We start from the raw sequence: 25,407 nt of genomic DNA on the forward strand, positions 1-25,407 counted from the left end.
ATTGCGCCGCGCCGCGATACCTCCCCGGACATCCACCATTGGCGCGGCGCTTGCTAAACGTTAGCCTTACTTCGGCCCACGACGAGGGCGAGAGAGAGCGAGGCGGCGATGTACCTGACAGGCCCTGAACAGCACGCGCTGCGCGGCGTTTTCACGCTGCTGGCGCAAGACCGCAACGAACGCGAGATCCGCGAGCGCCTGGGCTGGGCGCTGCTCGATCTGCTGCACGCCGACCAGTTCGCCTCTTTCGTGTGGGACGCGGACAGCGGCAGCTTCGGCGCGCGCGTGGCGCTCAACATGGACCCGGCCAACCTCGACCGCTATGCGCAGTGGCACCAGCACCACGACCCGATCACCTTCGTGCTGCAGTCGCACCGCCGCGCCACGCGCGTGACCGACGTGATGCCGCAGCGCGCGCTGATGCGCACCCCGTTCTTCACCGACTTCCTCTCGCGCGACGGGCTGCACTGGGGCATGAACCTGCATGCCTTCGAGGGCGACCGCGCGCTGGGCGACCTCCGCATCTGGCGCCGCAAAGGACGCGGCGATTTCGGCGATCACGAGAAGGCGCTGCTCGACCTGATCGAGCCGGCCTTCGCGGGCGCACTCCAGCGTGCGCAGCGCGTGGCGGCGCTTGCATCGCCTGCCCCGCGTGCAGGCAACGACGAAACCGCCTGGGCCTTGCTGAGCGCGCGCGAGCAGGAGGTGGCCCGCTGCGTGCGCGAAGGACTCACTGACAAGGAGATCGCGCGGCGCATGGCGGTGGGCGTGCCCACCGTGCGCACCTACCTGCGGCGCATCTTCGACAAGCTCGGCATCGAGCGCCGTTCGGCGCTGGCGGGCTGGGGCATGCCGGCGCGCTGACCGGGCATCACTTCGGTGCCGGCAGGCGGCCGAGCACGCCTTCGACCGCAAGGCCCACGGCCAGCAACCGGCGGTCGCTCCCCGCGGGTCCGTCCAGCTCCAGCCCCACGGGCAGGCCGCTGGTCGCGCCCAGGCCCGAGGGCAACTGCACGCCCGGAATGCCGGCGTTGCTGCCGGGGTCGGTGTTCTGGATCAGCGCGCCGAAGTTCTCGGGGCTGCTGGCGTCAGGCCCGGCCGCCAGCGCCACGCGCGGTACCGTGGGGAACACCAGCGCGTCGAGCCTGTTCTTCGTGAAGGTGTCGCGGTAGAGCTTCTGCAAGGCGGGCCGGGCGACGCGCATCGCGTGCTCGTAGACCGGCTTCGCATCGACCACGCCATTTGGCGCGGGCAGCTTGCGCGGGATCACGAAGGTGTCGAAGGTGCCCTTGACGTCGGGGCTGGCGATGCCGGCCGCCAGCTGCGCGATGTCGATGCCGGTGCGGTACTTCGCAAGGTAGGCGGCCATGTCGTCGTTCGCCTCGTAGAGCGCAAGCGGAAAGCCGATGGCGCTGTTCAGTTCCATCAGCTTCGGCATTTCCACATCCACCAGCGTGACGCCCGCCGCGCGCAGCTTCGCGAGCGCGGCGTCGGTCGCGGCGCGCGTGTCCGCGTCGAGGTTCGCGTAGAAGGCCGGCACCACGCCGAGCCGCACGCGCTTCAGGTTGGCGGATTTGAGCGGCGTGCCACCGGCGATCACGCGGTCGAGCAGCGCCACGTCGGCCATCGACTGCGCCATCGGCCCCGCCGTGTCGCGCGTGTGCGAGATCGGTGCGATGCCTTGCTGCGGGTAGCGGCCCATGCTGGGCCGCAGCGACGCGCAGCCATTGAAGGCACAGGGGATGCGCACCGAGCCGCCCGTGTCCGTGCCGAGCGCCGCCGGCGCCATGCGCGCGCCGAGCGCCGAACCGTTGCCCGACGACGATCCGCCCGCGATGCGGCTCGCGTCGTAGGCGTTGCGCACGCCGACCTCGGGCCCCGTCTGGAACGCGGGGTTGTAGCCTGTGACGCCAAAGGCCAGCTCGTGCATGTTCGTCTTGCCGAGGATGACGGCGCCGGCCGCGCGCAGCTTCGCGACCACCGGCGCATCGGCCGCGGGCACGAAGCCCTTGAGCGCGGGCGTGCCGGCCGTGGCGGGCAGGCCCTGCACCTGGATGTTGTCCTTGATGGCCACCGGCAGCCCCGCCAGGGGCTTGCAGGCTCCGCCGCGCTTGCGCTGCGCATCGGCCGCGCGCGCCGCCTTCAGCGCGCCCGCTTCATCGAGCGTGACGAAGGCATTGAGGTTCGCCTTGGCCTTGGCTTGCGCGAGGTAGGCCACCACCAGTTGCTCGCTCGTCACCGTGCCGGCGCAAAGCTGCTGCACGGCCTTGCTCGCGGTCAGCGTGGCGATGTCCGGTGCGGCGGGTTGCGCTTGCGCGGATGCGCCGACGCACAGCAAGGCCACGGCGAATGAAACGGGTTTGGAAATGGACATGGCGAAGACCTCCGACAAAGAGATCGCCATGCTGCGCCGCGGGCGCGGTCCTGTCTGTCATCGAAACCGATGACATGGCAGAGCTATGCGCTCAGGGGCGCTTCAGTTCCGGGTAGATCGTCATCAGTTGCATGGCCACGCCGTTGGTCCAGCCGAAGCCATCCTGCAAGACGTACTCGCCGCCGCCGGCCTCGCCGCTGTTGTCGATCACGTTGTATTTCTCGACCAGCTTGCCGCTGCTACCGTAGACCTGTTGCACCTTGCCCATCCAGCGCGTCGCAATGTCGCGCGCAAGCGCATGCTGCCCATAGCGCCGGAGGCCATCGACCGCGATCCATTGCAACGGCGCCCAGCCGTTGGGCGCATCCCATTGCTGATCGGTGGCGACGGGCGTGGTCACCACGCCATAGGGCTTCAGCAGTTGCCTGCCCGTCCAGTCGGCCACGCGCGCTGCCTGCGCCGGCTCCGCGATGCCGACGAACAGCGGGTACAGCGTGGCAGCGCCAGGGCGGCCGGTCGGCTGCCGCTTGATCCATTGATAGTCCACGTAATGGCCACCGGCTTCATTCCACAGGTACTTCTGCACCGCCGCGCGGCGACGTTCGGCGCGTTGCGTGAAGTCGCTGCTGCAGGCCGCGTCCTGCACGCGCTCGCAGCCCAGGCGGATCGCGCTTTCCAATCCGTACAGCAGGCTGTTCAGGTCCACGGGCACGATGGCGGTGGTCTGGATGGTGGCGAGCGTCTTGCCGTCGGCGAACCAGCGGCTGCTGAAGTCCCACCCGCTCTCTGCCGCCGCGCGCAGGTCGCGATAGACCTCGGCGGCGGGCCGACTGCTCTTCTTCGCCAGCGCCACGTCTTCCGCATACGACTCGTCGCGCGGCACGGCGCGGTCATCGTAGTAACGGTTCAGCACGCTGCCATCGGCCAGCGCCACCACGCGGCGGTGCGCGGTGCCGGGCTTGAGCTTGTCCGCGCCTTCCATCCAGAACGCGTACTCGCGCCGCAGCTGCGGCAGGTAGCGTGCATAGGCGGCGGCTTCGTCCTGAGTGGACAGCAGGCCCACCATCTTGAAATAGAACGGCGGCTGCGAGCGGCTCAGGTAGTAGCTGCGATTGCCGTTCGGGATGTGGCCATAGCGATCGATCAGGCTCGCGAAGTTGCCGACCATGTCGCGCAGCGAATCAGGCTTGCCGTTCTGCAGCAGGCCCAGCATGGTGAAGTACGAGTCCCAGTAGTACACCTCGCGAAAACGCCCGCCCGGCACCACGTAGGGGCCGGGCAGCGGCAGCAGCGAGGAGCCCGCGCCCGGCTTCTGCGGTTGCTGCGTCAGGTGCGGCCAGAGGCTTGCGATGTGCTGCGCGAGCGACTGCGAACGGTCGCTGACGTAGGTGTCGGCGTTGTCCCGTGGCAGCTCGAAGTGCCGCTGCACGAAGCCGGAGAGATCGAAACCGGGGCGGTCTTTCTCGCGCCTGTACTGCGCAGCAATGGTGGCGGGCGGAGTCCTGGGTACGGCGTCGACGAAGGTCTTGCCGTCCTTGAACACCTGCCCCAGTTGGACTGCGGCGAACAGCTCCGGGTACAGATCGGAAGGCGGTGCCGGGTAGGCGACTGCGGATCTGGTGGCAACGAGCACTTCCGCATGCACAGGCGCGTTGAACGCACCGAACAGCACGCCGGCCGCCACTGCGGCAGCCCCAACCATCGGAAATCTCGAGCGACGGTGCAGCGTCGCCGTCGTGGATGCCTGGGCCATGTCGGTCTCCCCTTGATCGGTTCGCGGAGACTCTACACGGCCGATGGCATCCGGCCTCCTGCGTCACCCTGCCGTGCGGCGGGGCTTCAGGACGTCAGGCCAGGGCGCGTTGGATCAGCAGCTTCTGGATGTCCGACGTGCCTTCGTAGATCTGGCACACGCGCACATCGCGGTAGATGCGCTCCAACGGAAAGTCGTTCACGTAGCCGTAGCCGCCCAGCGTCTGGATGGCGGCGCTGCACACGCGCTCGGCCATCTCGCTCGCGAAGAGCTTGGCCATGGCTGCTTCCTTCAGGCAGGGCCTGCCGGCATCGCGCAGGCTCGCTGCGTGCCAGATCAACTGGCGTGCGGCTTCGAGCTGCGTCGCGCATTCGGCCAGGCGAAAGCCCACGGCCTGCTGGTCGAAGATCGCGCCGCCGAAAGCCTGCCGCTCCTTGGCATAGGCCAGCGCCACGTCGAAGGCGCTGCGCGCCATGCCGACGCTCTGCGCCGCGATGCCGATGCGGCCACCCTCGAGCGCGCCGAGCGCGATCTTGTAGCCCTCGCCTTCGGCGCCGATAAGGTTTTCCACCGGAATGCGGCAGCCGTCGAAGTTGATCTGCGCGGTGTCGCTGCTGTGCTGGCCCAGCTTGTCTTCGAGGCGCGCCACGTGGTAGCCCGCTGCATCGGTCGGCACGATGAACGCGCTCATGCCACGCTTGCCCGCGCCCTTGTCGGTGACCGCGATGACGATGGCCACCTGCCCGTTCTTGCCACTGGTGATGAACTGCTTCACGCCGTCGATCACGTAGGCATCGCCATCCTTGCGAGCCGTGGTGCGCAGGCTCGAGGCATCGCTGCCGGCCTGCGGCTCGGTGAGGCAGAAAGCGCCGAGCATCTGGCCCTGCGCCAGCGGCTCGAGCCACTTCTTTTTCTGCTGCGCATTGCCGTAGCGCATGAGGATGGCGTTGACCGGGCAGTTGGTCACGCTGATCGCGGTGCTGGTGCCGCCGTCGCCGGCCGCGATTTCTTCGAGCACCAGCGCCAGCGTGAGGTAGTCCAGGCCCGCACCGCCATGCTCTTCGGGCACGCAGATGCCGTAGGCACCCAGCGCCGCGAGGCCCTGGTGGGCCTCCTTCGGAAAGCTGTGCTCGCGGTCCCACTTCGGGGCGTTGGGCCACAGTTCGGCTTGCGAGAAATCGCGCACCGCGTCGCGGATGGCTTCCTGGTCGGCGCTGAGCAGCATGGCGTGTCTCCTGTCTTTTCTTCTTGTGCGGGCTTACTTGCCGGAGCCCAGGTCCATGATCAGGCGTGCAGCCATGTACAGGCGACGCGGGATGGCGCTGATGTCCACGTACTCGGCCTTGTCGCTGTGGTAGCCGAAGCCCGGCAGGCCGAGGCTTTCGATCACGGGCTTGCCCGAGAGCGCCGCATAGGCCGCGTCGGTGCCGCCGCCGGTGCGTTCTTCCACGCCGAGGTTGCCGCCCGCTTCCTTGTAGTAGCCCACGGCCTTGTCGACCAGCTTCTTGCCGCCTTCGCCGGCATTGAAGGCCGGACGGCCGCGCGTGACGATCACCTTGACGTCGGCTTCGGGCAGCTTCTTTTGCTGCGCGCGTTCTTCCAGCGTCTTCATGGCGGCGTCGAAGTCTTCGTTGCGTGCGTAGCGCACGTCGGCATTCAGCGTGGCGCTGGCGGGGATGATGTTCGACACATTGCCGGCCTTGGCGATGGTCCAGTTGAAGCGCAGGTTCTTCGACTTGTCGTCGATGTTCATGGTGCGCAACACGAGGTCGGAGGCCTCGACCAGCGCGTTCACGCCCAGCTCGGGCGCGGCGCCCGCATGCGAGGCCTTGCCGGTGATGTTGACCTGCACGTAGGCGATGCCCGAGGTGCCGAGCGAGAGCTTTTCGTCGCCGGCGCTGGTGGGCTCGAACGAGAGCACGTAGTCGGCCAGCTTGGCTTCTTCCTGGATCAGGTCGCGCGAGCCGAAGGAGCCCTTCTCCTCGTCGGTGTTGAACAGCACGGTGATGGTGCCGTAGTCGCGCACGCCGTAGTCCTTGAGCAGCTTGAGCGTGTGCAGGATGACGGCGTTGCCGCCCTTGTCGTCGGCGATGCCGGGGCCGTAGGCCTTGTCGCCCTCGACGCGGAACGGCGCCTTGGCCAGGATGCCCTTCAGGTACACGGTGTCCATGTGCGAGAGCAGCAGCAGGTTCTTGCCGCCGCGGCCCTTGATCTTGCCCACGATGTTGTCGCCCACCACGATGCCGGCCGACTTGCTGCGCGTGACGGTGAAGCCCAGGTTCTTGAGCTCGCCTTCGAGGTAGTTGCCGGCGGCGGCAATGCCTTCGGCGTCACCGGTGCCGGTTTCGATGTTGACGAGCTTCTCGAGCGTCTTGATCACCGCGGGCTGCTCGTCGGTGGCGGCCTGGAACAGCACGTTGTCGCGCTTCTGGGCCCAGCTGGCGGCGGGTGCCAGGAAGGCGGTGGCCAGCAAGGCGGCAAGGGCGGTACGGTGGATGGATGGGCGCATGAAATCTCCTGCTCTACGCATTTATTGGAATTGGATGTCTGGATGAAAAAGCCGGCAGGCGCCCTTGCGTGGGCGCCTCCAGCCCTGCTCTTATAGCAATTCGAGTGCCACGGCGGTGCCTTCGCCGCCGCCGATGCACAGCGTGGCCACGCCGCGCTTCTTGCCGCGCGCCTTCAGCGCATGAATGAGCGTGACCATGATGCGCGCGCCGCTCGCACCGATCGGATGGCCCAGCGCGCAGGCGCCGCCGTTCACGTTGACGATGTCGTGCGACACGTCGAGTTCGTGCATGAGCGCCATCGGCACCACGGCGAAGGCTTCGTTCACCTCCCACAGGTCGACGTCTTTCACGGTCCAGCCGGTCTTCTTGAACAGCTTGGCGACGGCGCCGACGGGCGCGGTGGAGAACCACTCGGGCTGCTGCGCGTGCGTGGCATGGCCGACGATGCGGGCGATGGGCTTGGCGCCGATCTTCTTGGCGTACGACTCGGTCATCATGACCAGCGCGGCCGCGCCGTCGTTGATCGACGAGCTCGATGCGGCGGTGATGGTGCCGTTTTCTTTCTTGAACGCGGGCTTGAGCGTCGGGATCTTGTCGAGCTTGACCTTGCCCGGGCCTTCGTCGACCGAGATCACGGTGTCGCCGCTGCGGCCCTTCACGGTGACGGGCACGATCTCTTCCTTGAACGCACCGGATTCAGTCGCGGCCTTGGCGCGCTGCACGCTGGCGATGGCAAAGGCGTCTTGTTGCTCGCGGGTGAAGTTGTACTTGGCGGCGCAGTCTTCGCCGAAGGTGCCCATCGAGCGGCCCGGCTGGTAGGCGTCTTCGAGGCCGTCGAGCATCATGTGGTCATAGATCTTGTCGTGGCCCATGCGATAGCCGCCACGGCCCTTGAGCATGAGGTAAGGCGCGTTGGTCATGCTTTCCATGCCGCCCGCCACGATCACGTCGTGCGTGCCGGCCAGCAGCAGGTCGTGCGCGAGCATCGCGGCCTTCATGGCCGAGCCGCACATCTTGCTGAGCGTGACCGCGCCCGCGCTGTCGGGCAGGCCGCCCTTGTAGGCCGCCTGGCGTGCCGGTGCCTGGCCCTGGCCGGCCATCAGGCAGTTGCCGAACAGCACTTCGCCCACGCTCTCGGGCGCGATGCCCGCGCGCTCCACGGCGGCCTTGATGGCGGCACCGCCCAGGTCATGCGCGGAGAGGGAAGAAAAGTCGCCCTGGAAGCCCCCCATGGGGGTGCGGGCGGCGCCGACGATGACGATGGATTCGGACATGGGAGGTCTCCTTCTGGAATGTGAAAGCAAAAAGCGTTGACGTTGAAGCAGTGAGCTGCGGCGCGTGCCACGGCCAGTGTCAGAAATGCGTCGCGTGCCCCTCGTGCTGGAAGCGCTGCGATTCTTCGTACGGGAACACATCGAGCATCTGGCCGGCCTGGATGCGTTCCTTGTGGTGCTGCCAGAAGGCAGCGTCGAGCAGGTCGGCGTGGTGCGCCATGAAGGCTTCGCGCACGTCGCTGTTGCCCAGCAGGAAGGGCTCGAAGGTCTCGGGAAACACGTCCTTCGGGCCGACCGAATACCAGACCTCGCCGCTCATCTCGTCTTCTTCGTTGCGCGGCGTGGGCACCTTGCGGAACTTGCAGTCGGTGACGTATTCGATCTCGTCGTAGTCATAGAACACGACCTTGCCGCCGCGCGTGACGCCGAAGTTCTTCCACAGCATGTCGCCCGGAAAGATGTTGGCGGCCACCATGTCCTTGATGGCGTTGCCGTATTCGATGACCGCATGCTCGAGCTGGTCTTTCGCGCGCCTGGCCTGGGCCGGGCTCTCGGGGTGGGCCAGCGTGTCGAAGGCTTCCTGAAGGTAGATGTTGAGCGGGATCATGCGGCGCTCGATGTAGACGTGCTTGACCACCAGCTCCATCTCCCCGTTGCCGTCGCGGTCGCCGATCTCGAGCTGGCTGGGCGCGAACTTGCGGATCTCCTCGATCAGCTCGGGCTCGAAGCGGTCGAGCGGAAAACCCACGTCGCTGTACTCCAGCGTGTCGGCCATGCGGCCCACGCGGTCGTGCTGCTTCACGAGCATGTACTTGCCCTTGATCTGCTCGCGCGTGGTGTCCTTCTGCGGCGGATAGAAGTCCTTGATGACCTTGAACACGAACGGGAACGACGGCAGGTCGAACACCAGCATGACCATGCCCTTGATACCGGGCGCGATGCGAAAGCGGTCGCTCGAGTAGTTCAGGTGCGACAGAAAGTCGCGGTAGAAAAGCGTCTTGCCCTGCTTGGCCAGGCCCAGCGCGTTGTAGATCTCGGCGCGCGGCTTGCGCGGCATGAGCGAGCGCAGGAACTGCACGCAGGCCGAGGGCACTTCCATGTCGACCATGAAGTAGGCGCGCGCAAAGCTGAACAGCATCTGCAGGTCGTCTTCGCCGAACAGCGCCGCGTCGATGTAGAACTTGCCGCGGCTGTCGTGCAGGATCGGCAGCGAGAACGGAATCTCGGTGAAGCCGTTCAGGATGCGGCCGACCACGTACGCACCCTTGTTGCGAAAGAACAGGCCCGAGAGCACCTGCAGCTGGAAGTTGGCGCGCAGCTTGACCTGGTGGAAGCGGTTCAGGATGACGTGCGCCACGCGCTCGGCATCGCGCCGCTTGTTGGCATAGCTGCCCTGCAGCGCGAAGTCGTCGAGCATCTGCTCGATGGTGTCGGCCAGCGTGTCGTGCGCGGGATAGTACGGGCGGTAGGTGGGCGCGCCGCGCGGCTCGATGTACTCGGTGCTGATGGCCGGCCGAACGAAGATGAAGTCGTTCTGGAAGTACGCGCGGTGCAGGATCTTGGTGGTGACCGAGTTGAAAAAACTCTCGGCCAGCTCGGGCTGGTGGTGGTCCACCAGCAAGCCGATGAAGTGCAGCTTGACCTGGTGCCACACCTCCATCGGCTGGTCGCCGGCCCTGAACTCTTTTTCGAGCCGGGCCACGGCCTCGTTCACGCGCAGGTCGTAGAACTCGATGCGCTCGCGCTGCGCGCGCTGCTGGCCATGCCAGTCGGCGGTCTCGAAACGGTGCTTGGCGCGCGCCGATTCGGCGCGAAACAACCGGTAGTGCCGGTTGAATCCGTCGATCATCGCCTTGGCGATGTCGTAGGCCAGCGGCGAATCGAGACGCTGCGGGAACATGGACTCAACCGGTCTTGTCTTCGCTGCCTTCGGTTCCGTCGGCCCCGGCCAGTGCGCTGGGCGACAGGCCCTGCGGCTTGCTCCACTTGTAGCGGATGCGCTGCACCGCGGCCTTGTAGATGGCGTCGAGTGGCTTGTCGCCATCGACGCTCAAGCCCAGGTCTTGCAGCAGGCCGTCGTGCACGCCGAAGGTCCAGCCGTGGATGCGGACCTTCTGGCCACGCGCCCAGCCATCGACCATGACGGTGCTGACGGCCACGTTGACCACCTGCTCGGCCACGTTGAGCTCGCACAGGGCATCGGCGCGCACGTCTTCGGGCAGGGTTTCGAGCATGACGGCGTGGCGGTCGCGCACGTCCTGGATGTGGCGGATCCAGTTGTCGGCCAGGCCGATGCGCTTGCCGCTGAGGGCCGCCTTGACGCCGGCACAGCCGTAGTGGCCGACCACCATGATGTGCTCGACCTTCAGGTGTTCGACCGCGAACTGGATCGCCGAGAGCGCATTCAGGTCGGAATGGACCACGATGTTGGCGACGTTGCGGTGAACGAACACCTCGCCTGGTTCCAGGCCGGTGATCTGGTTGGCGGGCACGCGGCTGTCGGAACAGCCGATCCACATGTAGCGTGGCGTCTGCTGCTCCACCAGGCCGGTGAAGAAGCCGGGCCTGTCGCGTTCCATTTGTGCTGACCAGGCACGGTTGTGGGCAAAGAGGTCGTCGAGGTTGTCGGACATAGGAACCTATTGTCGGTGAGTCATGTTTCCGGCCGAGATTTCAGGCCGCCCTGGCCGCCTTCTGCGCGCGTGCCAGCGTGGCCCGGCCCTTCTTTTCGTGAGCACGCACTTCCGCGATATTGGCCTGCAGCTCTGCCAGTTGGGCTTCGAGCTGCGCCCGGTGCGCGCCCAGCACGCCCAGGAACTTCTGCAGCTGCGGCACCGTATCTTGCGGGCTGTCGTACATGTCGAGGATGTCCTTGGCCTCCGTCAGGCTCAGGCCGAGGCGCTTGGCACGCAGCGTGAGCGTGAGCCGGGCCCGGTCGCGCGCGCTGTAGATGCGCTGCAGGCCGGCCCGCTCGGGCGTGAGCAGGCCCATGTCCTCGTAGAAGCGGATGGCCCGCGTCGTGAGGTCGAACTCCTTCGCGAGCTGGCTGATGGTGAAGGTTTGCGCGGGCATGGAGGCGGTGCGTTTCGAAAGCGCCAGGAGGGACGTTACGAGGGCGACAGCAGCTTCTTGCCGCGCTCCCTACAATGATGCCATCCACACATGACGTTTACGTAAACGTCAATCTTACATGAACCTCCTCGAACGCGAACTCCACTACCCGATGGGCGACACCCTGCCCGAGCCCGGCACCGCACTGGAGGTGGCACCCGGCGTACGCTGGATCCGCATGCGGCTGCCCTTTGCACTGGACCACATCAACCTCTGGCTGCTGCGCGACACCCTCGACGGCGTCGAGGGCTGGACGGTGGTCGACTGCTGCATCGCCCGCGACGAAGCGCGCGCGCAGTGGGAACAGGTGTTCGAGACGCAACTGCAGGGCATGCCGATCCTGCGCGTGATCGTCACCCACATGCACCCCGACCACATCGGCCTGGCCGACTGGCTCTGCTCGCGTTGGAACGCGCCGCTGTGGATCAGCTCGACCGACTACCACGTGGCGCGCGTGCTGACCACCGCCGGCGACAGCGCGGCGGGCGGCGAGCACGCCGCGAAGTTCTTCGCCTCGCATGGCCTGACCGACCCCGAGGCCGTCGCCAAGATCCGTGCGCGCACCAACTACTACGCGGGCATGGTGCCTTCGGTGCCCGACAACTTCACGCGCATGCTCGATGGCGACACCGTCATGATCGGCGGCCACGCCTGGCGCTGCATCAGCGGCTACGGCCACGCGCCGGAGCACATCTCGCTGTACTGCGACGAACTGAAGCTGCTGCTGGGCGGCGACATGATGCTGCCGCGCATCTCCACCAACGTGAGCGTGCATGCGGGCGAGCCCGAGGCCAATTCGCTGCGGCTCTTTCTCGACAGCATCGACAAGTTCAAGGCGCTGCCGGCCGACACGCTCGGCCTGCCCTCGCACGGCAAGCCGTTCATCGGCATCCACCGCCGCGTCGACCAGTTGCAGGAGCACCACCGCGACCGGTTGGCCGAACTGCTCGAAGCCTGCACCGCGCGCCCGCTGACCGCCGCCGAAGGCCTGCCGATCCTGTTCAAGCGCGAACTCGACCTGCACCAGATGACCTTCGCCATGGGCGAGACGGTGGCTCACCTGCATCTGCTGTGGTTCTCGGGCCAGGTCAAGCGCGAGCTGGGAAAAGACGGCATCTACCGCTTCGGGGCCCAAAGCACCACGGCCTAGGGTGAGGCCCTGGCGATTTAGACTCGCCGGATGGACGACACGCTGGCTCAGCTGCGCGCGGGCCGGCTGGCAGGCGCAAAACGAATCGATCTCTCGTGCGGGCTCACCGAGTTCCCGCGCGAGCTTTTCGACCTTTCCGATTCACTCGAAACACTGAACCTCTCGGGCAATGCGCTGAGCGCGCTGCCCGACGACCTGGGCCGGCTGCACCGGCTGCGCGTGCTGTTCTGCTCGGACAACCGCTTCACCGAGCTGCCCGCCTCCATCGGCCAGTGCCGCGAACTCGACATCGTCGGCTTCAAGGCCAACCGCATCCGCAGCGTGCCGGCCGAAGCACTGCCGGCTTCGCTGCGCTGGCTAATCCTCACCGACAACCAGATCGAGGAATTGCCCGACACGCTCGGCCAGTGCACGCAAATGCAGAAGCTGATGCTGGCGGGCAACCGCCTGCGCGCACTGCCGCCATCGGTGGCCGCCTGCCGGCAGCTCGAACTGCTGCGCATTTCGGCCAACCGATTCGAGGCGCTGCCCGAGTGGCTGCTCTCGCTGCCGCGCCTGTCGTGGCTCGCTGCCGCGGGCAATCCCTTCGACACGCAGGCGGAAGACGCGGCGATCACCGCGCAGTCGGTGCCGCATGTCGACTGGCGCGAACTGACGCTCGGCAAGAAGCTCGGCGAAGGCGCCTCGGGCGTGATCCATCAGGCGACGCTGGGTGCAGCGCAACAGCCGGTGGCGGTCAAGCTGTTCAAGGGCGCGGTCACCAGCGACGGATGGCCGCACAGCGAAATGGCCGCCTGCATCGCGGCCGGCGAGCACCCTACGCTGATTGCGGCGCAGAGCCGCATCGACGGGCACCCCGATGGCACGGAAGGCCTGGTGATGGCGCTGGTGGACCCATCGTTCATCACGCTCGCGGGGCCGCCGAGCCTGGCGTCGTGCACGCGCGATGTCTATGCAGGCGATGCGCTCTGGTCTTCGGTTGTGGCTCTGCGCATCGCGCGCGACATCGCCTCGGCCATGCAGCACCTGCATGCGCAAGGCATCCTCCACGGCGACCTGTACGCGCACAACATCCTGTGGCACGCACAAGGTGGCGGCCGGCTCGGCGACTTCGGCGCAGCCTGGATGACCCGTTCGCTCGATGCCGAACAGGCTCTGGCATTGCAACGACTGGAAATGCGCGCCTTCGGCTGCCTGCTCGAAGAGCTGCTCGAACGCTGCAGCGATGCGCCACCGCAAGCCGTGGTGGCGTTGAAAGACCGCTGCATGCACCCCGACGTGGCAACGCGCCCCTCGTTCGCTGAAGCCTTGTCGGTGCTGCAACAAGAACGCGCGCAATGACGAACCGCCGGCTGCCGCTGCCCACGCGCGACGGCGTCGGCCCGAGCTGCGTAGGCTTGCCACACGGCCCCTGGCCCACCATCGCCGAATTCCTGATCGAGCGCTTTCCCGCCATCACGCGCGAGGCCTGGCTCGAACGCATCGCGGCCGGCGACGTGATCGACGAACACCATGTGCCGGTGACCACCGAACGCCGCTATCAATCGCCGCTGCGGGTTTACTACTACCGCACGCTCGATGGCGAGGTGACCATTCCGTTCGAAGAGCAGGTGCTGTTCCAGGACGACCAGCTCGTGGTCGCGGACAAGCCCCCTTTCCTGCCCGTCACGCCGACCGGCAAGTACCTGCAGCAAAGCCTGCTGGTGCGGCTCAAGCGCAAGCTGAAGATCGACGACCTCGTGCCGCTGCACCGCATCGACCGCAGCACCTCGGGGCTGGTGCTGTTCTCGGTGCGTCCCGAAACGCGCGGCGCCTACCAGGCGATGTTTCCCGAGCGCCGCATCGCCAAGCACTACGAGGCGGTGGTGCCGTGGCATGACGGCGTGTCGTCGGTGCCCGAGGTCTACCGCAGCCGGCTGGTCGACGACGAACACTTCATGCGCGTGAAAGAGGAACCGGGCGAGCCCAACTCCGAGACCCGCATCGTGCTGCAAGAGGCGCGCAACGGCCAGGCGCTGCTGAAGCTCTCGCCAGTCACGGGCCGCAAGCACCAGCTGCGCGTGCACTGCATGGCGCTGGGCATGCCGATCGTGAACGACCCGATCTACCCCACGCTGTTGCCCGAGAACACCGACGACTTCGACAAGCCCCTGCAGCTGCTGGCCAAGTCGGTGGCCTTTCTCGACCCGGTCACCGGCGACCTGCGCAGTTTCACGAGCCCCCGCAGCCTGTCGCTGGCACCAAGGTGACGCGGCGCGGACGCGCCGCGCACTAAGCTCGTTTCCTGAAACCCCTCTTTCTCATTCAGGAGACACCTGCACCATGGACACCACCCAACTCTTCTCGCTGAAGGGCCGCAGCGCCTTGATCACCGGCGGCTCGCGCGGCATCGGCCGCATGATCGCCGAAGGCTTCCTGGCGCAGGGCGCGCGCGTGTACATCTCGGCGCGTAAGGCCGCCGCCTGCGATCAGACCGCGAAGGAGCTGTCGGCCTTCGGCCACTGCGTGTCGCTGCCAGCCGACGTGTCGACGGTGGAAGGCGCGCAGGCGCTGGTCGATGCCTACGCCAAGCATGAAGGCTCGCTCGACATCCTCGTCAACAACGCCGGTGCCGCCTGGGGCGCCCCGTACGAGGAGTTTCCGGAAAGCGGCTGGGACAAGGTGGTCGACTTGAACCTGAAGACGCCCTTCTTCCTCACGAAGGCGCTGACGCCGATGCTCAAGAAGGCCGCGACCGATCATCTGGCCAAGGTCATCAACATCGCGTCGATCGATGGCATCTCGATCAATCCGCAGGAAACGTACTCCTACGCGGCCAGCAAGGCCGGTCTGATCCAGCTCACACGGCGCATGGCGCTGCGCCTTGCGCAAGACCGCATCGTGGTGAGCGCGATCGCACCCGGTGCGTTTGCCTCGGACATGAACAAGGTGGCGCGCGACCACGCGGACGAGGTCAAGGAACGCATTCCGGCCGGGCGCATCGGCGTGCCGGAAGACATGGCCGGTGCCGCCATCTACCTGGCATCGCGCGCCGGCGACTACGTGATGGGCTCGACGCTGGTGGTTGACGGCGGCGTCACGCACGCCCGCTGAGGCTTTCTTTTTTCTTCTACGACCAGCGAGGGACGGCTTCGTCCTTCAGCTTCTGCCGCAGGACGTCGTAGTCGGGCACCACGCTCTCGACCGTTTCCCAGAAGCGGTGCGAGTGGTCCATCACCCGCAGGTGGGCCAGTTCGTGCGCGACCACGTAGTCGATCACCGGCAACCCGAAATGGATCAACCGCCAGTTGAGGCGGATCGAGCCGTCGGCGCTCGCGCTGCCCCATCGCGTTGCCGCGTTCGACAGCGACAGCTTCTGCCAGCTCACCCCGAGCCGGGGCGCGAAGTGATCGAGCCGTTCGATGAACAGGCGCCGCGCCTGCCGCATGAGCCAGGCCTGCGCCGCATCGCGGATCTGCGAGGGCTCGGCGTTCTGCGCCACCGCCAGCCGCAGCGTGCGGGGGCCGTCGCCCTCGGCCGCGTCGAGCGTGCCGCCGACGCTCGCAAAGCCGTGCTTCGGGTCGAGCTGGATCACCACCGGCTCGCCCATGAAGGGAAACTCGGCACCGTCTTTCCAGTCGATGCGCGTGGCCTCGACGCGCGCATGGCGTTGCTGTGTCTCGGTGAGCTTGCGCAGGATCCAGTCGGCCTTCTCGCGGATCGCGGCGTCGACATCGCGCAGCGCCACCCAGCGCGGCGCGCGCACCGACAGGCCTTCGGCGCCCACTAGGAAGCCGATGGTCTTGCGCTTGCCGCGCTTGAATTCATACGCCACGCGCGCCGAGCCCAGCACCACTTCGCGCGTGGCCTGCGGGTGCACGAGGTTCGCAAGGGTCAGCGTGTCCGACAGCGGAACCGCGGGCGGTGCGTCCCGGTCTTCCTGCGTCAGGGGTGCCGGTGGGGCCACGGCAACGGGCGGCAGCGCCGGCGGCTTGGGCTTCTTCGCCCGCTTGGGCGGCGCGGGCGGCTGCGGCGCGAACTCGCTCCCCAGCCCCTCGAACAGGTCCATCGTGAACTGCAGCAGCCCCCGCATGTCGGATGCCTTGTTCAGCGTGCGTCCGATGGCGACGACGGCAGGGGTTGCGGCTGCTGCGGGCTGTCGACGTAGGCCTCGGGGTCGAGGCGACGCATCTCGGCCTCGATCCAGGCTTCGACCTCGCGCATCAGCTCATCGGGCTTGCGGCCCACGCTCGGGATCGCCGGGCCGATGGACACATCGACCACGCCCGGACGCTTGATGAAGGCCTTGCGCGGCCAGACCTTGGCCGAGGTGACGGCAATCGGGATCACCGGCACGCCCGTCTCGCAGGCCAGCCGCGTGCCGCCGCTCTTGTAGGTGCCCTTCTGGCCGCGCGGAATGCGCGTGCCTTCGGGGAACATGATGATCCAGATGCCCTGCGCCAGCAGCTTGCGGCCCTGGTTGACCACCTTGTTGAAGGCTTGCGCGCGCTGGCTGCGGTCGATGTGGATCATGTCCAGCCGCGCCATCGCCCAGCCGAAGAACGGCACGTAGATCAGTTCTTTCTTGAACACGTAGGCCAGAGGGTGCGGCATCAGCGTGGGCATGAGGAAGGTTTCGAGCGTGGACTGGTGCTTGACCAGCAGCACCGCGCCCGCGAGCTTGTCGGTCGGCAGGTTCTCCATGCCGCTCACGCGCGTCTTGATGCCCAGCAGCACCCGTGCGCCGCCGATGGCCCATCCGAGCCACCGCGCCGCCATCCAGTAGAGCGGAATGCCGCGCTTCCAGAGCGAGCTGACGCACATGATGATGCCCCAGGGCACGACGGTGACGAGCATCCACAGGGCGTGGAGAACGGAACGGAAAAACGCCATCAGACAGCTACCTGCAGTGCAGCCTGTGCTTCGCGCACAAGCAGAAAGTCGACAAAGGCGGCGAGGCTCTCGTGAACCATCGTGTTCGCCGGATATTCGGGCGGCAGCGGATCGACGCCGATGCAGGCCGCGCCCATGCCCGTGAGCAGCAGGTGCGGCTCGCAGCCGGCGGCGGCGCCGGCTTGCAGGTCGCGCAGGCTGTCGCCAGCCGTTGGCACGCCCTTCAGGTCGATGCCGTAGCGGTCGCCGATCTGCAGGAACAGGCCCGGCTTCGGCTTGCGGCACTCGCAGTCTTCGTCGGGGCTGTGCGGGCAATAGAACACCGCATCGACCTTGCCGCCCACCGCCGCAAGCATCTTGTGCATCTTGGCGTGCATGGCATTGAGCGAAGCCATGTCGAACAGGCCGCGCCCCAGGCCCGACTGGTTGGACGCGATCACCACGTGCCAGCCCGCATGGTTGAGCCGCGCCACCGCCTCCAGCGCGCCGGGCAACGGCGTCCACTCGATGTCGCTCTTGACGAAATCTTCGCGGTGCACGTTGATCGTGCCGTTGCGGTCGAGGATGACGAGTTTCATGGCGGTGCCACCCATGGTGAGGTTGCCTGGAAGATCGGACTCAGACGGCCAGCCGCTCGAGCTGCGCCACGCGGTTCATCGCAGCGTGCAGCGACATCAGCAGGCCCAGGCGGTTCAGGCGCAGGTCGGCCTGCTCGGCGTTGACCATCACGCCGTCGAAGAAGGCATCGACCGGCTCGCGCAGCGCGGCCAGCGTCTGCAGCGAGGCGGTGTAGTCGCCGGCGTCGAACTGCGCATTGGCGGCGGGCACGACCTGCGCCATGGCCGCGTACAGCGCCTTCTCGGCGGGCTCCTGCAGCAGCAGCTCGCTCACGTGCGCGTCGGCCTCGGGCGCCTTCTTGAGGATGTTGCCGATGCGCTTGTTGGCGGCCGCCAGCGCAGGCGCCTCAGGCAGCGCAGCGAAAGAGCGGACGGCCAAGAGTCTCTGGTCAATTTCGCCAAGTCGGCTCGGCCGCAACGCCAAAACTGCATCAACCTGCTGCGTACTGAAAATCGAACCACGATAACTACTGGCAATACGCTCGTAGAAAAAGTCGAGCAGCTCTGCCAAGGGATCCGAAATGCGCTCCCCGAAAACCGGAATAGCCAGCTTCAGCAGGACGTCCAGTGAGGGCGCTGGAAAAAGAGGGGACTCTTCATCAGCCAAGATACGAATCACGCCGAGGGCGTGGCGGCGCAACGCAAACGGATCTTTATCGCCGGTTGGCAAGTTACCAATGCCAAACATACCGACCAAGGTTTCGAGCTTGTCGGCCAAGGCTACAACTGCACCTACCTCATTGCGAGGCAAGTCGTCTCCGGAGAATCGCGGCTTGTAGTGGTCCTCGATTGCATTGGCCACCAAGATATCAAGCCCATCATGCAGCGCGTAGTAGCGCCCCATGGTGCCCTGCAGCTCGGGAAACTCTCCGACCATGTCTGTTACGAGGTCGGCCTTGGCGAGTTGGGCGGCTTGTGTTGCCAGCGCGGCGAGCGTGGTATCACCGATCTTTTCGGCAATGCCGCGCGCAATGTGCATCACGCGCTGCACGCGCTCGCCCTGCGTGCCGAGCTTGTTGTGATAGACCACCTTGCCCAGCGACTCGACGCGCGAGGCCAGCGACTTCTTGCGGTCCTGGTCGAAGAAGAACTTGGCATCGGCCAGGCGCGGGCGCACCACGCGCTCGTTGCCGCCGATCACCGCGCTCGCATCGACGGGGCTGATGTTGCTGACCACCAGGAACTGGTTCGTGAGCTTGTTCGACGCGTCGAGCAGCGGAAAGTACTTCTGGTTGGCCTTCATCGTGAGGATCAGGCATTCCTGCGGCACTTCGAGGAATTCGCGCTCGAAGCTGCAGACCAGCACGTTGGGGCGTTCGACCAGCGCGGTCACTTCGTCGAGCAGCGCGTCGTCGTGGATAGGCACCGAGCCACCGCCGACCTTCACCGCGGCCGCCGCCAGCTGGCGTGCGATTTCGGCGCGGCGCGCCTCGAAGCTCGCGATGACCGCGCCGTCGTCCTGCAGTTGCAGCGCATAGCCGTTGGCATCGCGCAGCACCACTGGATCGACCGCCGCCTCGAAGCGGTGGCCGTGCGTTTCGCGGCCGGCCTGGAGGCCCAGTGCCTCGACGGGCACGACGGCATCGCCATGCAGCGCGACAAGGCCGTGCGCGGGGCGCACGAAGCTCACGCTGGTCCAGCCGGGCAGCTCGCTGCCTTCTTCGAGCTGGTAGGTCATGACCTTGGGAATCGGCAGCTTGGCAATGGCTTCGGCCAGCGCCTTCTGCAGGCCTTCGGCCAGCGTGGCGCCCTTGGCGGTGCTTTCGTAGAACAGCGCTTCGGCCTTGCCGTCCATCGCGCGTTTGAGGCCAGGCACGGCCGAGGCGTCGGCGCCGAGCGCGCCCAGGCGCTTGAGCAGCGCCGGCGTGGGCTGGCCCGATGCATCGAGGCCCACGGCCACGGGCATGAGCTTTTGCGACACGGCCTTGTCGGCGGCGCGCTCGGCCACGTGCGTGAGGTGCGCGGCCAGGCGGCGCGGCGAGGCGTAGGCGGTCAGCACCGCACCCGCTTCGGCAAGCCCCTGCGCCACCAGCTGGTCGCGCAGCACGCCGGCAAAGGCGTCACCGAGCTTCTTCAACGCCTTGGGCGGCAATTCCTCGACAAACAGTTCGACAAGAAGGCTGGCAGACGACATGGCTCAGAGGGATAGGACGAAAACTGCGCCGCAAGCGGCGCCGGTCACGGGCGCGCAGCAATGCGGCACCGTGGAAGGGAAAGAGAAAGAGAAACGGTTCATGCGGCGACGGCGCCGTCGCGCCGCTCCACGCTGCGGCGCGCCACGAGCGCAAGCACCGCGACCACCAACAGCGGCGCCCAGACGGTGAACATCTCGTTGAGCAGCACCTGCGCGCCACGCGGCGAGAAGAAACGCTTGAGCGCGATCGGCGACACCTCGATGGGCCGCCACGGGCTGAAGTAGCGCACGTCGCTGAACGGCCAGAAAAAGGCGATGCCGATGCCGCCGTTGGTCAGCATGTCCAGCAGCGGATGCGACACGGTGCAGAGCGCGATCCACGCCCAGCCCGTCGCGCGGCGCATGCCCCAGCGCGGCGCGAGCCACCAGCCGATGAGGCCGAACACCAGCGCAAACAACAAGGTGTGCGTAAAGCCGCGGTGGCCGCCCATGCCGCCATAGGCGATGCCGAGCTTGAAGGCGAGGCCGTCGAAGTCCGGCACGATGGCCGCGAGCATGCCCACGAGCAACGCCGCCACCGGCACGCGCCGCTTGCCCAGCGCAATGGCTGCGCAGACGGGGACGGCGACGTGGGTGAAGATCGTTGGCATGGCGGGTTGATGGGCAGCGGGGTCAGGCGGCCTTTTTCGGCGGCATCTGCGCGACCCATTCGCGCGGTGCCATCGGGAAGCCGAGGCGCTCGCGGCTGTCGTAGTAGCTCTGCGCCACGCTGCGCGCCAGGTTGCGGATGCGGCCGATGTAGGCCGCGCGTTCGGTCACGCTGATCGCGCCGCGCGCGTCGAGCAGGTTGAAGCTGTGCGCGGCTTTCAGCACCTGCTCGTAGGCCGGCAGCGCGAGCTGCTCGGTCATGAGGTGCTTGGCCTGCTTCTCGTGCGCGGCGAAGGCGGTGAAAAGGAACTCGGCGTCGCTGTGCTCGAAGTTGTAAGCCGACTGCTCGACCTCGTTCTGCTTGAACACGTCGCCATAGGTGAGCTTGTTGCCGCCATGGCCTTCGGTCCACACCAGGTCGTACATGTTCTCCACGCCCTGCAGGTACATGGCCAGCCGCTCGAGGCCGTAGGTGATCTCGCCGGTGATGGGCTTGCAGTCGAGGCCGCCGACCTGCTGGAAGTAGGTGAACTGCGTCACTTCCATGCCATTGAGCCAGACCTCCCAGCCCAGGCCCCAGGCGCCGAGCGTGGGGTTCTCCCAGTCGTCTTCGACGAAGCGGATGTCGTTCTTCTTCAGGTCGAAGCCCAGTGCTTCGAGGCTGCCGAGGTACAGCTCGAGGATGTTCGACGGTGCCGGCTTCAGCACCACCTGGTACTGGTAGTAGTGCTGGCCGCGGTTCGGGTTCTCGCCGTAGCGGCCGTCCTTGGGGCGGCGGCTGGGCTGCACGTAGGCGGCCTTCCAGGGTTCCGGGCCGAGGGCGCGCAGGAAGGTGGCGGTGTGCGAGGTGCCCGCGCCCACTTCCATGTCGTACGGTTGCAGCAGCGCACAGCCTTGGTCGGCCCAGTACGACTGCAGTTTGAGAATGATTTGTTGGAAGGTCAGCATGGCTCTGCGTGAAGGCGGCCGCCCGGTGGGAGAACCCCGCGGCGCAACGAACCGGCTATTTTACGAGGCAGCGGGCGGTCGGGAGCGGGCGGCTATGCTCGATCTCCCCCTTTTGGAACCGACGCCATACATCGTGATTCGCCTGTCCTCGCCGTCCGCGCCCTCTGACCATGCCCGTTGATCACACCGCATTGACCGCCCTGGGCGAGCGCATCGGCGCCCAGGCCTGGCCCGGCTTCCTGGTGTTGCTGGCCGTGCTGACCGCCGGTACCGGCCTCGCGGCCTGGGGCTTCGAGCACCTTCGGCGCCGGCATGCGGCGCAGCCCGAGCCGGGTGCGCGCCTGCTGTTTGGCGGGCTGGCCGTCGGCCTTGTCGCGGTACTCGCCCTGGCGCATGCGTTCGCCGAGGTGGCCGAAGGGCTGGGCAACGGCCGGCCGATGGGGCTGCTGGACGAGTCGATCAGCAACGCGGTCGGCGCTCACACGCCGGTGGCCGTGCGGGACATGTTCATGTGGCTCACCCACCTGGGCGACCCGTGGTTCATGGGGTCGCTCTGCGTGCTGGTGGCGGCCTTGCTGTGGCTGCGCGGGCATCGCGGCTTTGCCGCCGGATGGCTGGCGGCCAGTGTCGGCAACGCGGTGCTGAACCACGTGCTCAAGCACATCTTCGAGCGTGCACGGCCGATTCACGAGGAAGGCTTCGCGCTGGTCTCGGGCTTCAGCTTTCCGAGCGGCCACAGCTCCGGCTCGATGGTCCTCTACGGCATGCTGGGCTACCTGGGGCTGCGCATGCTGACGCCGCGCTGGCGCGTGGCGTCGGTGATGGCGGCCACGGCCGTGGTCATCACCGTGGCCTGCAGCCGCATCTTCGTGCGGGCGCACTTCCCGACCGACGTGCTTGCGGGGCTGTGCTCGGGCGGGGCGTGGCTGGCGATCTGCATCGCGAGCATCGAGTACGCGCGGCACCATCGCCGAACGCGATAGTCAGGCGCTCGCCCAGCAAAAAGGCCGCGAAGGCTGATGCCCTCGCGGCCCTGTTCAGGTCGCTGAAATCGCCTGTGGCGGATCAGTATTCCCAGAAGATGCGCTGCAGTTCCTTCGTGTTGCTGGTCTTCGTCAGCGCGACCATCGCCAGGATGCGTGCCTTCTGCGGGCGCAGGTCGTGTGCCACCACCCAGTCGTACTTGTCGTCGGGCTGCTCGGCATTGCGGATCACGAAGCCGTCGGGCACGCGCGAGCTGCGAATGACGATCACGCCATCGGCGCGCGCCTTCTGCAGGTTCGGCACGATGCGGTCGGCCACCGAGCCATTGCCCGTGCCGCCATGGATCAGCGCCTTGGCGCCGCTCTTGGCGATCGCGTCGATGGCGATGGACGACACGCCTTCGTAGCCCATGGCGATCTCGACCGGCGGCAGCGCGGTGATGCTGTCGATGTCGAACTCAGAGTTCATGGTGTGGCGCTTGACCGGCGCGCGGAACCAGTAGTTCTTGCCCTCGACGACCATGCCCAGCGGGCCCCACTGGCTGGAGAACGCGTTGGTCTTGATGTTGACGTTCTTGCTCACGTCGCGGCCGCTGTCGATGTTGTCGTTCATCGTCACCAGCACGCCCTTGCCCATCGCGTCCTTGCTGCCCGCCACGTTCACGGCGTCATACAGGTTGAGCGCGCCGTCGGCCGACAGCGCCGTGCCCGGACGCATCGAGCCGACCACCACGATCGGCTTGTTGGTGTGCACGGTGAGCGTGAGGAAGTAGGCGGTTTCTTCCAGCGTGTCGGTGCCGTGCGTGATGACGATGCCGTCCACGTCCGACTGCTTGGACAGCGCCGAGACGCGCTTGGCCAGCGTCAGCAGGTTGTCGTTGGTGAGGCTTTCGGATGCGACCTGGAACACCTGCTCGCCGCGCACGTTGGCAACCTTGGAAAGCTCGGGCAGGCCGGCAATCAGCTTCTCGACACCGACCTTGGCAGCCGCGTAGGTCGCGCTGTTGACGGCCGAGGCGCCAGCGCCGGCGATGGTGCCGCCGGTGGCAAGAATCACCACATTGGGCAGCGCCTGCTGCGCCTGCGCCAGGGCGCTGGCCGCGAGCAGTGCGGCACCGGCCGCGAAGGCACGGAAACGGGGAGAAAGGTACATGAAAGGCTCCTTGGTTTGAGGATAATTTTTCGAGGCGGCGAGGAAGATACATGAACCGTGCCCGCATGCACGGCATCGCCATGCGGGCAAGGCATGCGGTCATGCGCCGGGGTGAACCGGCCTGCAGACGGGCCGCATCGAAGGCCGATTCACCTAGGGATTACCATCAACCGGGCGCACCCGCCCACCGCCATGAACGTCGATCCCGCCACCCTCACCCCCTCGACAGCCCAGGAAATGCCCGCCCCCGATGGCCCGCTGTCGCGCGCGCGCCCGGGACGCGAACGCATCATGGCCGCGATCCGCACCGCGGCGGTGACCGAGTTCAGCCTGCACGGCCTGAAGGGCACCTCGACCCAGGCCATCGCGGCACGTGCGGGGCTGACCAAGCCCCAGCTTCATTACTACATCGCGGGCAAGGAAGAGCTGTACGAAGAGCTGCTGATGCAGGTGCTGCACGACTGGAAGGTGGTGTTCTCGTTCGAGGACGCCAGCGATCCGGCCACGGTGCTCGGCGACTACATCCGCAAGAAGCTGGACCACGCCTTCGACAACCCCGAGATCTCGCGCATCTTCACGCGCGAGGTGCTCGACGGCGGCCGCAACCTCGACCGCTACTGGCCCAACGCCAGGGCGTGGACGCAGAAGAAGGTGGACGTCATCAACGGCTGGATCGCACGCGGCCTGATGCGCCCGCTCGACGCGCGCATCCTGCTGATGCACATCTGGGCCATGACCCAGAGCTATGCCGACTACGCGATCCAGACGCGCGTGATGCTCGGCCTGCCGCGCGATGCGCCGATCGAGCGCGAACCCATCGCGCGCGAGCTGGTGGCGTTCGTGCTGAACGGGTGCGGGATCAAGGCCTGATCGGTCGGTCTTTCTTTCTTGCGAAGGACAACGGCGGCTACAGCCCGTGAACCATCCACACCTGGTCGGGCGATGTCCGCAGGCGCAGCGTGGTCTCGCCGATCCGGTCGAACCGGTATTCGCGCCCGCCGAAGACGACCGACCGCATGTTGGTCCACACCCGGTAGTCATAGCCCTCGCTGGTCGGCGTGACCTGCAGCACGCGAAACACGGGCGGCACGATCACCGTGATGCGCAACTGGCTGGTCGCGGAGCTGGCGCCGTGCATGGACTCGGCAACGCACAGCATCGGCGCCAGGCACAGCGCGACCGCCAAGCCCCGCAAACCGCGACGGTGCGCGCCGCGGCCCGGTTGAAGCCAAGTTCCCGTCATAAGGCCCGATCCGTAAGAACATGAGGTTCAGGCGCGGCATGGGCGCCCGATCTCCGGATATCGGCAGTAAAGACGAAAGGTGTAGGGGGCGGGGCTGGCCCCTCAGTAAGTCACCGTCACCCGCGTCGCGTTGCTGCCATCGCCGACCGGGGCGGCCGCGGCCTGCGGCGAAGCGCCGTTCGGGGTTGCCGCCATTGCACCGATCGCGCCGTGCCATGTGGCGTCGAGGCTGTCTCGGCCATCGGCATCGGTGCCGGCCACAAAGAAAGTGGTTTCTCCGACCTTGTCGAACCGGTACTCCCGCCCCTTGATGGTCACCGAGGCCATGTTGGTCCAGACGCGGTAAGCATGCCCGCCTTTCGCGGGCGTGATCTCGAGCACCTTGAAGGTCGGAAGAACGGTGATCGTCAGGTTGAAGCGGCCCGTGGCGCTGTTCGTGTCGCGCATCGGCTCCGCGGAACTGAGCTGCAGGGGCAACGGCAGCAAAAGCAGCAGCACGCCGACGGCCGCCAGCGGCGGTGCCGTTCGCGGTGATCGCAGCGCAGTCGCCTTTGCAGAGCGCCTGTTTCCGGCCATGGGAACTCCTCTCGTCGCAACCTGGGTGGAGGCATCGGATCGATGCCCAACCAGGTCTATC

The 25,407-nt window shown here is 66.8% G+C and carries 24 protein-coding genes; 7 read left to right on the plus strand and 17 right to left on the minus strand.

Annotated elements, in window-relative coordinates:
* Positions 1 to 108: 108 nt before the first annotated feature.
* Positions 109 to 864 carry a response regulator transcription factor gene (locus ACGLHS_RS11950; protein ID WP_394479803.1) on the plus strand — a complete coding sequence of 252 codons (756 nt, stop codon included), beginning with the start codon at positions 109 to 111 and terminating at the stop codon, positions 862 to 864.
* A 7-nt stretch (positions 865 to 871) separates the two neighbouring features.
* On the opposite strand, the gene iaaH is transcribed toward ACGLHS_RS11950, so the two are convergent.
* The 8 genes from iaaH to ACGLHS_RS11990 form a co-directional block, all read right to left on the minus strand.
* Entirely contained in the window at positions 872 to 2,374 is a 1,503-nt protein-coding gene (gene iaaH, locus ACGLHS_RS11955) for an indoleacetamide hydrolase (RefSeq protein ID WP_394479805.1), read from the minus strand.
* 91 nt (positions 2,375 to 2,465) lie between these two features.
* Entirely contained in the window at positions 2,466 to 4,127 is a 1,662-nt protein-coding gene (gene treF / locus ACGLHS_RS11960) for an alpha,alpha-trehalase TreF (protein WP_394479807.1), read from the minus strand.
* Positions 4,128 to 4,221: 94 nt separating this feature from the next.
* A complete protein-coding gene (locus ACGLHS_RS11965; RefSeq protein ID WP_394479809.1) occupies positions 4,222 to 5,352 on the minus strand; it encodes an acyl-CoA dehydrogenase family protein in 1,131 nt (376 codons plus the stop codon).
* 33 nt (positions 5,353 to 5,385) lie between these two features.
* Positions 5,386 to 6,636: a glutamate carboxypeptidase gene (locus ACGLHS_RS11970; RefSeq protein ID WP_394479811.1), complete on the minus strand. Its 1,251-nt coding sequence runs from the start codon at positions 6,634 to 6,636 to the stop codon at positions 5,386 to 5,388.
* 90 nt (positions 6,637 to 6,726) lie between these two features.
* Positions 6,727 to 7,911, minus strand: coding sequence for an acetyl-CoA C-acyltransferase (locus tag ACGLHS_RS11975; protein WP_394479813.1), 1,185 nt, complete (start codon positions 7,909 to 7,911; stop codon positions 6,727 to 6,729).
* Positions 7,912 to 7,990: 79 nt separating this feature from the next.
* Positions 7,991 to 9,811, minus strand: a complete 1,821-nt coding sequence (gene aceK / locus ACGLHS_RS11980; protein ID WP_394479815.1) for a bifunctional isocitrate dehydrogenase kinase/phosphatase — start codon at positions 9,809 to 9,811, stop codon at positions 7,991 to 7,993.
* A 4-nt stretch (positions 9,812 to 9,815) separates the two neighbouring features.
* Positions 9,816 to 10,544, minus strand: a complete 729-nt coding sequence (can, locus tag ACGLHS_RS11985; RefSeq protein WP_093246543.1) for a carbonate dehydratase — start codon at positions 10,542 to 10,544, stop codon at positions 9,816 to 9,818.
* A 40-nt stretch (positions 10,545 to 10,584) separates the two neighbouring features.
* Positions 10,585 to 10,983: a MerR family DNA-binding transcriptional regulator gene (locus tag ACGLHS_RS11990; protein WP_394479817.1), complete on the minus strand. Its 399-nt coding sequence runs from the start codon at positions 10,981 to 10,983 to the stop codon at positions 10,585 to 10,587.
* A 118-nt stretch (positions 10,984 to 11,101) separates the two neighbouring features.
* On the opposite strand from ACGLHS_RS11990, the gene ACGLHS_RS11995 reads away from it, so the two are divergent.
* The 4 genes from ACGLHS_RS11995 to ACGLHS_RS12010 all read left to right on the plus strand — a co-directional run bounded on the left by ACGLHS_RS11995 (position 11,102) and on the right by ACGLHS_RS12010 (position 15,265).
* Positions 11,102 to 12,172, plus strand: a complete 1,071-nt coding sequence (locus ACGLHS_RS11995) for an MBL fold metallo-hydrolase (protein ID WP_394479819.1) — start codon at positions 11,102 to 11,104, stop codon at positions 12,170 to 12,172.
* 30 nt (positions 12,173 to 12,202) lie between these two features.
* A complete protein-coding gene (locus tag ACGLHS_RS12000; RefSeq protein ID WP_394479821.1) occupies positions 12,203 to 13,513 on the plus strand; it encodes a leucine-rich repeat-containing protein kinase family protein in 1,311 nt (436 codons plus the stop codon).
* Complete coding sequence (locus ACGLHS_RS12005) at positions 13,510 to 14,421, plus strand: pseudouridine synthase (protein WP_394479823.1); 912 nt, start codon at positions 13,510 to 13,512, stop codon at positions 14,419 to 14,421. Before ACGLHS_RS12000 ends, ACGLHS_RS12005 begins: the two co-directional genes overlap by 4 nt.
* A gap of 73 nt (positions 14,422 to 14,494) precedes the next feature.
* A complete protein-coding gene (locus ACGLHS_RS12010) occupies positions 14,495 to 15,265 on the plus strand; it encodes an SDR family oxidoreductase (RefSeq protein WP_093246538.1) in 771 nt (256 codons plus the stop codon).
* A gap of 16 nt (positions 15,266 to 15,281) precedes the next feature.
* Here ACGLHS_RS12010 and ACGLHS_RS12015 read toward each other — a convergent pair whose 3' ends face one another.
* The 6 genes from ACGLHS_RS12015 to glyQ all read right to left on the minus strand — a co-directional run bounded on the left by ACGLHS_RS12015 (position 15,282) and on the right by glyQ (position 21,391).
* The gene (locus tag ACGLHS_RS12015) at positions 15,282 to 16,244 is read right to left on the minus strand and encodes a M48 family metallopeptidase (RefSeq protein WP_394479825.1); all 963 of its coding nucleotides are present in this window, start codon (positions 16,242 to 16,244) and stop codon (positions 15,282 to 15,284) included.
* A gap of 14 nt (positions 16,245 to 16,258) precedes the next feature.
* The gene (locus tag ACGLHS_RS12020; protein WP_093246537.1) at positions 16,259 to 17,044 is read right to left on the minus strand and encodes a 1-acyl-sn-glycerol-3-phosphate acyltransferase; all 786 of its coding nucleotides are present in this window, start codon (positions 17,042 to 17,044) and stop codon (positions 16,259 to 16,261) included.
* Positions 17,044 to 17,637, minus strand: a complete 594-nt coding sequence (gmhB, locus tag ACGLHS_RS12025) for a D-glycero-beta-D-manno-heptose 1,7-bisphosphate 7-phosphatase (RefSeq protein ID WP_093246536.1) — start codon at positions 17,635 to 17,637, stop codon at positions 17,044 to 17,046. Before gmhB ends, ACGLHS_RS12020 begins: the two co-directional genes overlap by 1 nt.
* A 25-nt stretch (positions 17,638 to 17,662) precedes the next feature.
* Positions 17,663 to 19,795, minus strand: coding sequence for a glycine--tRNA ligase subunit beta (gene glyS / locus ACGLHS_RS12030; protein ID WP_394479828.1), 2,133 nt, complete (start codon positions 19,793 to 19,795; stop codon positions 17,663 to 17,665).
* A gap of 98 nt (positions 19,796 to 19,893) precedes the next feature.
* Positions 19,894 to 20,445, minus strand: a complete 552-nt coding sequence (locus tag ACGLHS_RS12035) for a metal-dependent hydrolase (protein WP_394479830.1) — start codon at positions 20,443 to 20,445, stop codon at positions 19,894 to 19,896.
* A 22-nt stretch (positions 20,446 to 20,467) separates the two neighbouring features.
* Complete coding sequence (glyQ, locus tag ACGLHS_RS12040) at positions 20,468 to 21,391, minus strand: glycine--tRNA ligase subunit alpha (protein ID WP_394479832.1); 924 nt, start codon at positions 21,389 to 21,391, stop codon at positions 20,468 to 20,470.
* 170 nt (positions 21,392 to 21,561) lie between these two features.
* Between glyQ and ACGLHS_RS12045 the strand changes: the two genes are divergently transcribed.
* Positions 21,562 to 22,374 (plus strand): phosphatase PAP2 family protein, encoded by an 813-nt coding sequence (locus ACGLHS_RS12045; RefSeq protein WP_394479834.1) that lies wholly within the window; start codon positions 21,562 to 21,564, stop codon positions 22,372 to 22,374.
* An 82-nt stretch (positions 22,375 to 22,456) separates the two neighbouring features.
* Here ACGLHS_RS12045 and ACGLHS_RS12050 read toward each other — a convergent pair whose 3' ends face one another.
* Positions 22,457 to 23,527, minus strand: a complete 1,071-nt coding sequence (locus ACGLHS_RS12050; protein WP_394479836.1) for an asparaginase — start codon at positions 23,525 to 23,527, stop codon at positions 22,457 to 22,459.
* 192 nt (positions 23,528 to 23,719) lie between these two features.
* Here ACGLHS_RS12050 and ACGLHS_RS12055 point away from each other — a divergent pair, with 192 nt between their 5' ends.
* Positions 23,720 to 24,397 carry a TetR/AcrR family transcriptional regulator gene (locus ACGLHS_RS12055; protein ID WP_176801243.1) on the plus strand — a complete coding sequence of 226 codons (678 nt, stop codon included), beginning with the start codon at positions 23,720 to 23,722 and terminating at the stop codon, positions 24,395 to 24,397.
* A 37-nt stretch (positions 24,398 to 24,434) separates the two neighbouring features.
* Here the strand turns inward: ACGLHS_RS12055 and ACGLHS_RS12060 are convergent, their stop codons facing one another.
* Both ACGLHS_RS12060 and ACGLHS_RS12065 read right to left on the minus strand, forming a co-directional pair.
* Positions 24,435 to 24,770 carry a hypothetical protein gene (locus tag ACGLHS_RS12060; RefSeq protein WP_394479838.1) on the minus strand — a complete coding sequence of 112 codons (336 nt, stop codon included), beginning with the start codon at positions 24,768 to 24,770 and terminating at the stop codon, positions 24,435 to 24,437.
* Positions 24,771 to 24,872: 102 nt separating this feature from the next.
* Positions 24,873 to 25,346, minus strand: a complete 474-nt coding sequence (locus ACGLHS_RS12065) for a hypothetical protein (RefSeq protein ID WP_394479840.1) — start codon at positions 25,344 to 25,346, stop codon at positions 24,873 to 24,875.
* Positions 25,347 to 25,407: the final 61 nt, after the last annotated feature.

This window comes from Variovorax sp. VaC1 (assembly GCF_043658315.1).
In the GTDB taxonomy this organism is placed as follows: domain Bacteria; phylum Pseudomonadota; class Gammaproteobacteria; order Burkholderiales; family Burkholderiaceae_C; genus Variovorax.

Excerpts from the sequence above, each read along its gene's own strand:
- glyS (WP_394479828.1), bottom strand. The coding sequence starts at position 19,795 with ATGTCGTCTGCCAGCCTTCTTGTCGAACTGTTTGTCGAGGAATTGCCG.
- ACGLHS_RS11995 (WP_394479819.1), top strand. The coding sequence starts at position 11,102 with ATGAACCTCCTCGAACGCGAACTCCACTACCCGATGGGCGACACCCTG.
- ACGLHS_RS12065 (WP_394479840.1), bottom strand. The coding sequence starts at position 25,346 with ATGGCCGGAAACAGGCGCTCTGCAAAGGCGACTGCGCTGCGATCACCG.
- treF (WP_394479807.1), bottom strand. The coding sequence starts at position 4,127 with ATGGCCCAGGCATCCACGACGGCGACGCTGCACCGTCGCTCGAGATTT.
- ACGLHS_RS12000 (WP_394479821.1), top strand. The coding sequence starts at position 12,203 with ATGGACGACACGCTGGCTCAGCTGCGCGCGGGCCGGCTGGCAGGCGCA.
- ACGLHS_RS12005 (WP_394479823.1), top strand. The coding sequence starts at position 13,510 with ATGACGAACCGCCGGCTGCCGCTGCCCACGCGCGACGGCGTCGGCCCG.
- gmhB (WP_093246536.1), bottom strand. The coding sequence starts at position 17,637 with ATGGGTGGCACCGCCATGAAACTCGTCATCCTCGACCGCAACGGCACG.
- ACGLHS_RS12010 (WP_093246538.1), top strand. The coding sequence starts at position 14,495 with ATGGACACCACCCAACTCTTCTCGCTGAAGGGCCGCAGCGCCTTGATC.
- aceK (WP_394479815.1), bottom strand. The coding sequence starts at position 9,811 with ATGTTCCCGCAGCGTCTCGATTCGCCGCTGGCCTACGACATCGCCAAG.
- glyQ (WP_394479832.1), bottom strand. The coding sequence starts at position 21,391 with ATGCTGACCTTCCAACAAATCATTCTCAAACTGCAGTCGTACTGGGCC.
- ACGLHS_RS12045 (WP_394479834.1), top strand. The coding sequence starts at position 21,562 with ATGCCCGTTGATCACACCGCATTGACCGCCCTGGGCGAGCGCATCGGC.
- ACGLHS_RS12035 (WP_394479830.1), bottom strand. The coding sequence starts at position 20,445 with ATGCCAACGATCTTCACCCACGTCGCCGTCCCCGTCTGCGCAGCCATT.
- can (WP_093246543.1), bottom strand. The coding sequence starts at position 10,544 with ATGTCCGACAACCTCGACGACCTCTTTGCCCACAACCGTGCCTGGTCA.
- ACGLHS_RS11970 (WP_394479811.1), bottom strand. The coding sequence starts at position 6,636 with ATGCGCCCATCCATCCACCGTACCGCCCTTGCCGCCTTGCTGGCCACC.
- ACGLHS_RS11950 (WP_394479803.1), top strand. The coding sequence starts at position 109 with ATGTACCTGACAGGCCCTGAACAGCACGCGCTGCGCGGCGTTTTCACG.
- ACGLHS_RS12020 (WP_093246537.1), bottom strand. The coding sequence starts at position 17,044 with ATGGCGTTTTTCCGTTCCGTTCTCCACGCCCTGTGGATGCTCGTCACC.
- ACGLHS_RS11990 (WP_394479817.1), bottom strand. The coding sequence starts at position 10,983 with ATGCCCGCGCAAACCTTCACCATCAGCCAGCTCGCGAAGGAGTTCGAC.
- ACGLHS_RS12050 (WP_394479836.1), bottom strand. The coding sequence starts at position 23,527 with ATGTACCTTTCTCCCCGTTTCCGTGCCTTCGCGGCCGGTGCCGCACTG.
- iaaH (WP_394479805.1), bottom strand. The coding sequence starts at position 2,374 with ATGTCCATTTCCAAACCCGTTTCATTCGCCGTGGCCTTGCTGTGCGTC.
- ACGLHS_RS12015 (WP_394479825.1), bottom strand. The coding sequence starts at position 16,244 with ATGCGGGGGCTGCTGCAGTTCACGATGGACCTGTTCGAGGGGCTGGGG.
- ACGLHS_RS12060 (WP_394479838.1), bottom strand. The coding sequence starts at position 24,770 with ATGACGGGAACTTGGCTTCAACCGGGCCGCGGCGCGCACCGTCGCGGT.
- ACGLHS_RS11965 (WP_394479809.1), bottom strand. The coding sequence starts at position 5,352 with ATGCTGCTCAGCGCCGACCAGGAAGCCATCCGCGACGCGGTGCGCGAT.
- ACGLHS_RS12055 (WP_176801243.1), top strand. The coding sequence starts at position 23,720 with ATGAACGTCGATCCCGCCACCCTCACCCCCTCGACAGCCCAGGAAATG.
- ACGLHS_RS11975 (WP_394479813.1), bottom strand. The coding sequence starts at position 7,911 with ATGTCCGAATCCATCGTCATCGTCGGCGCCGCCCGCACCCCCATGGGG.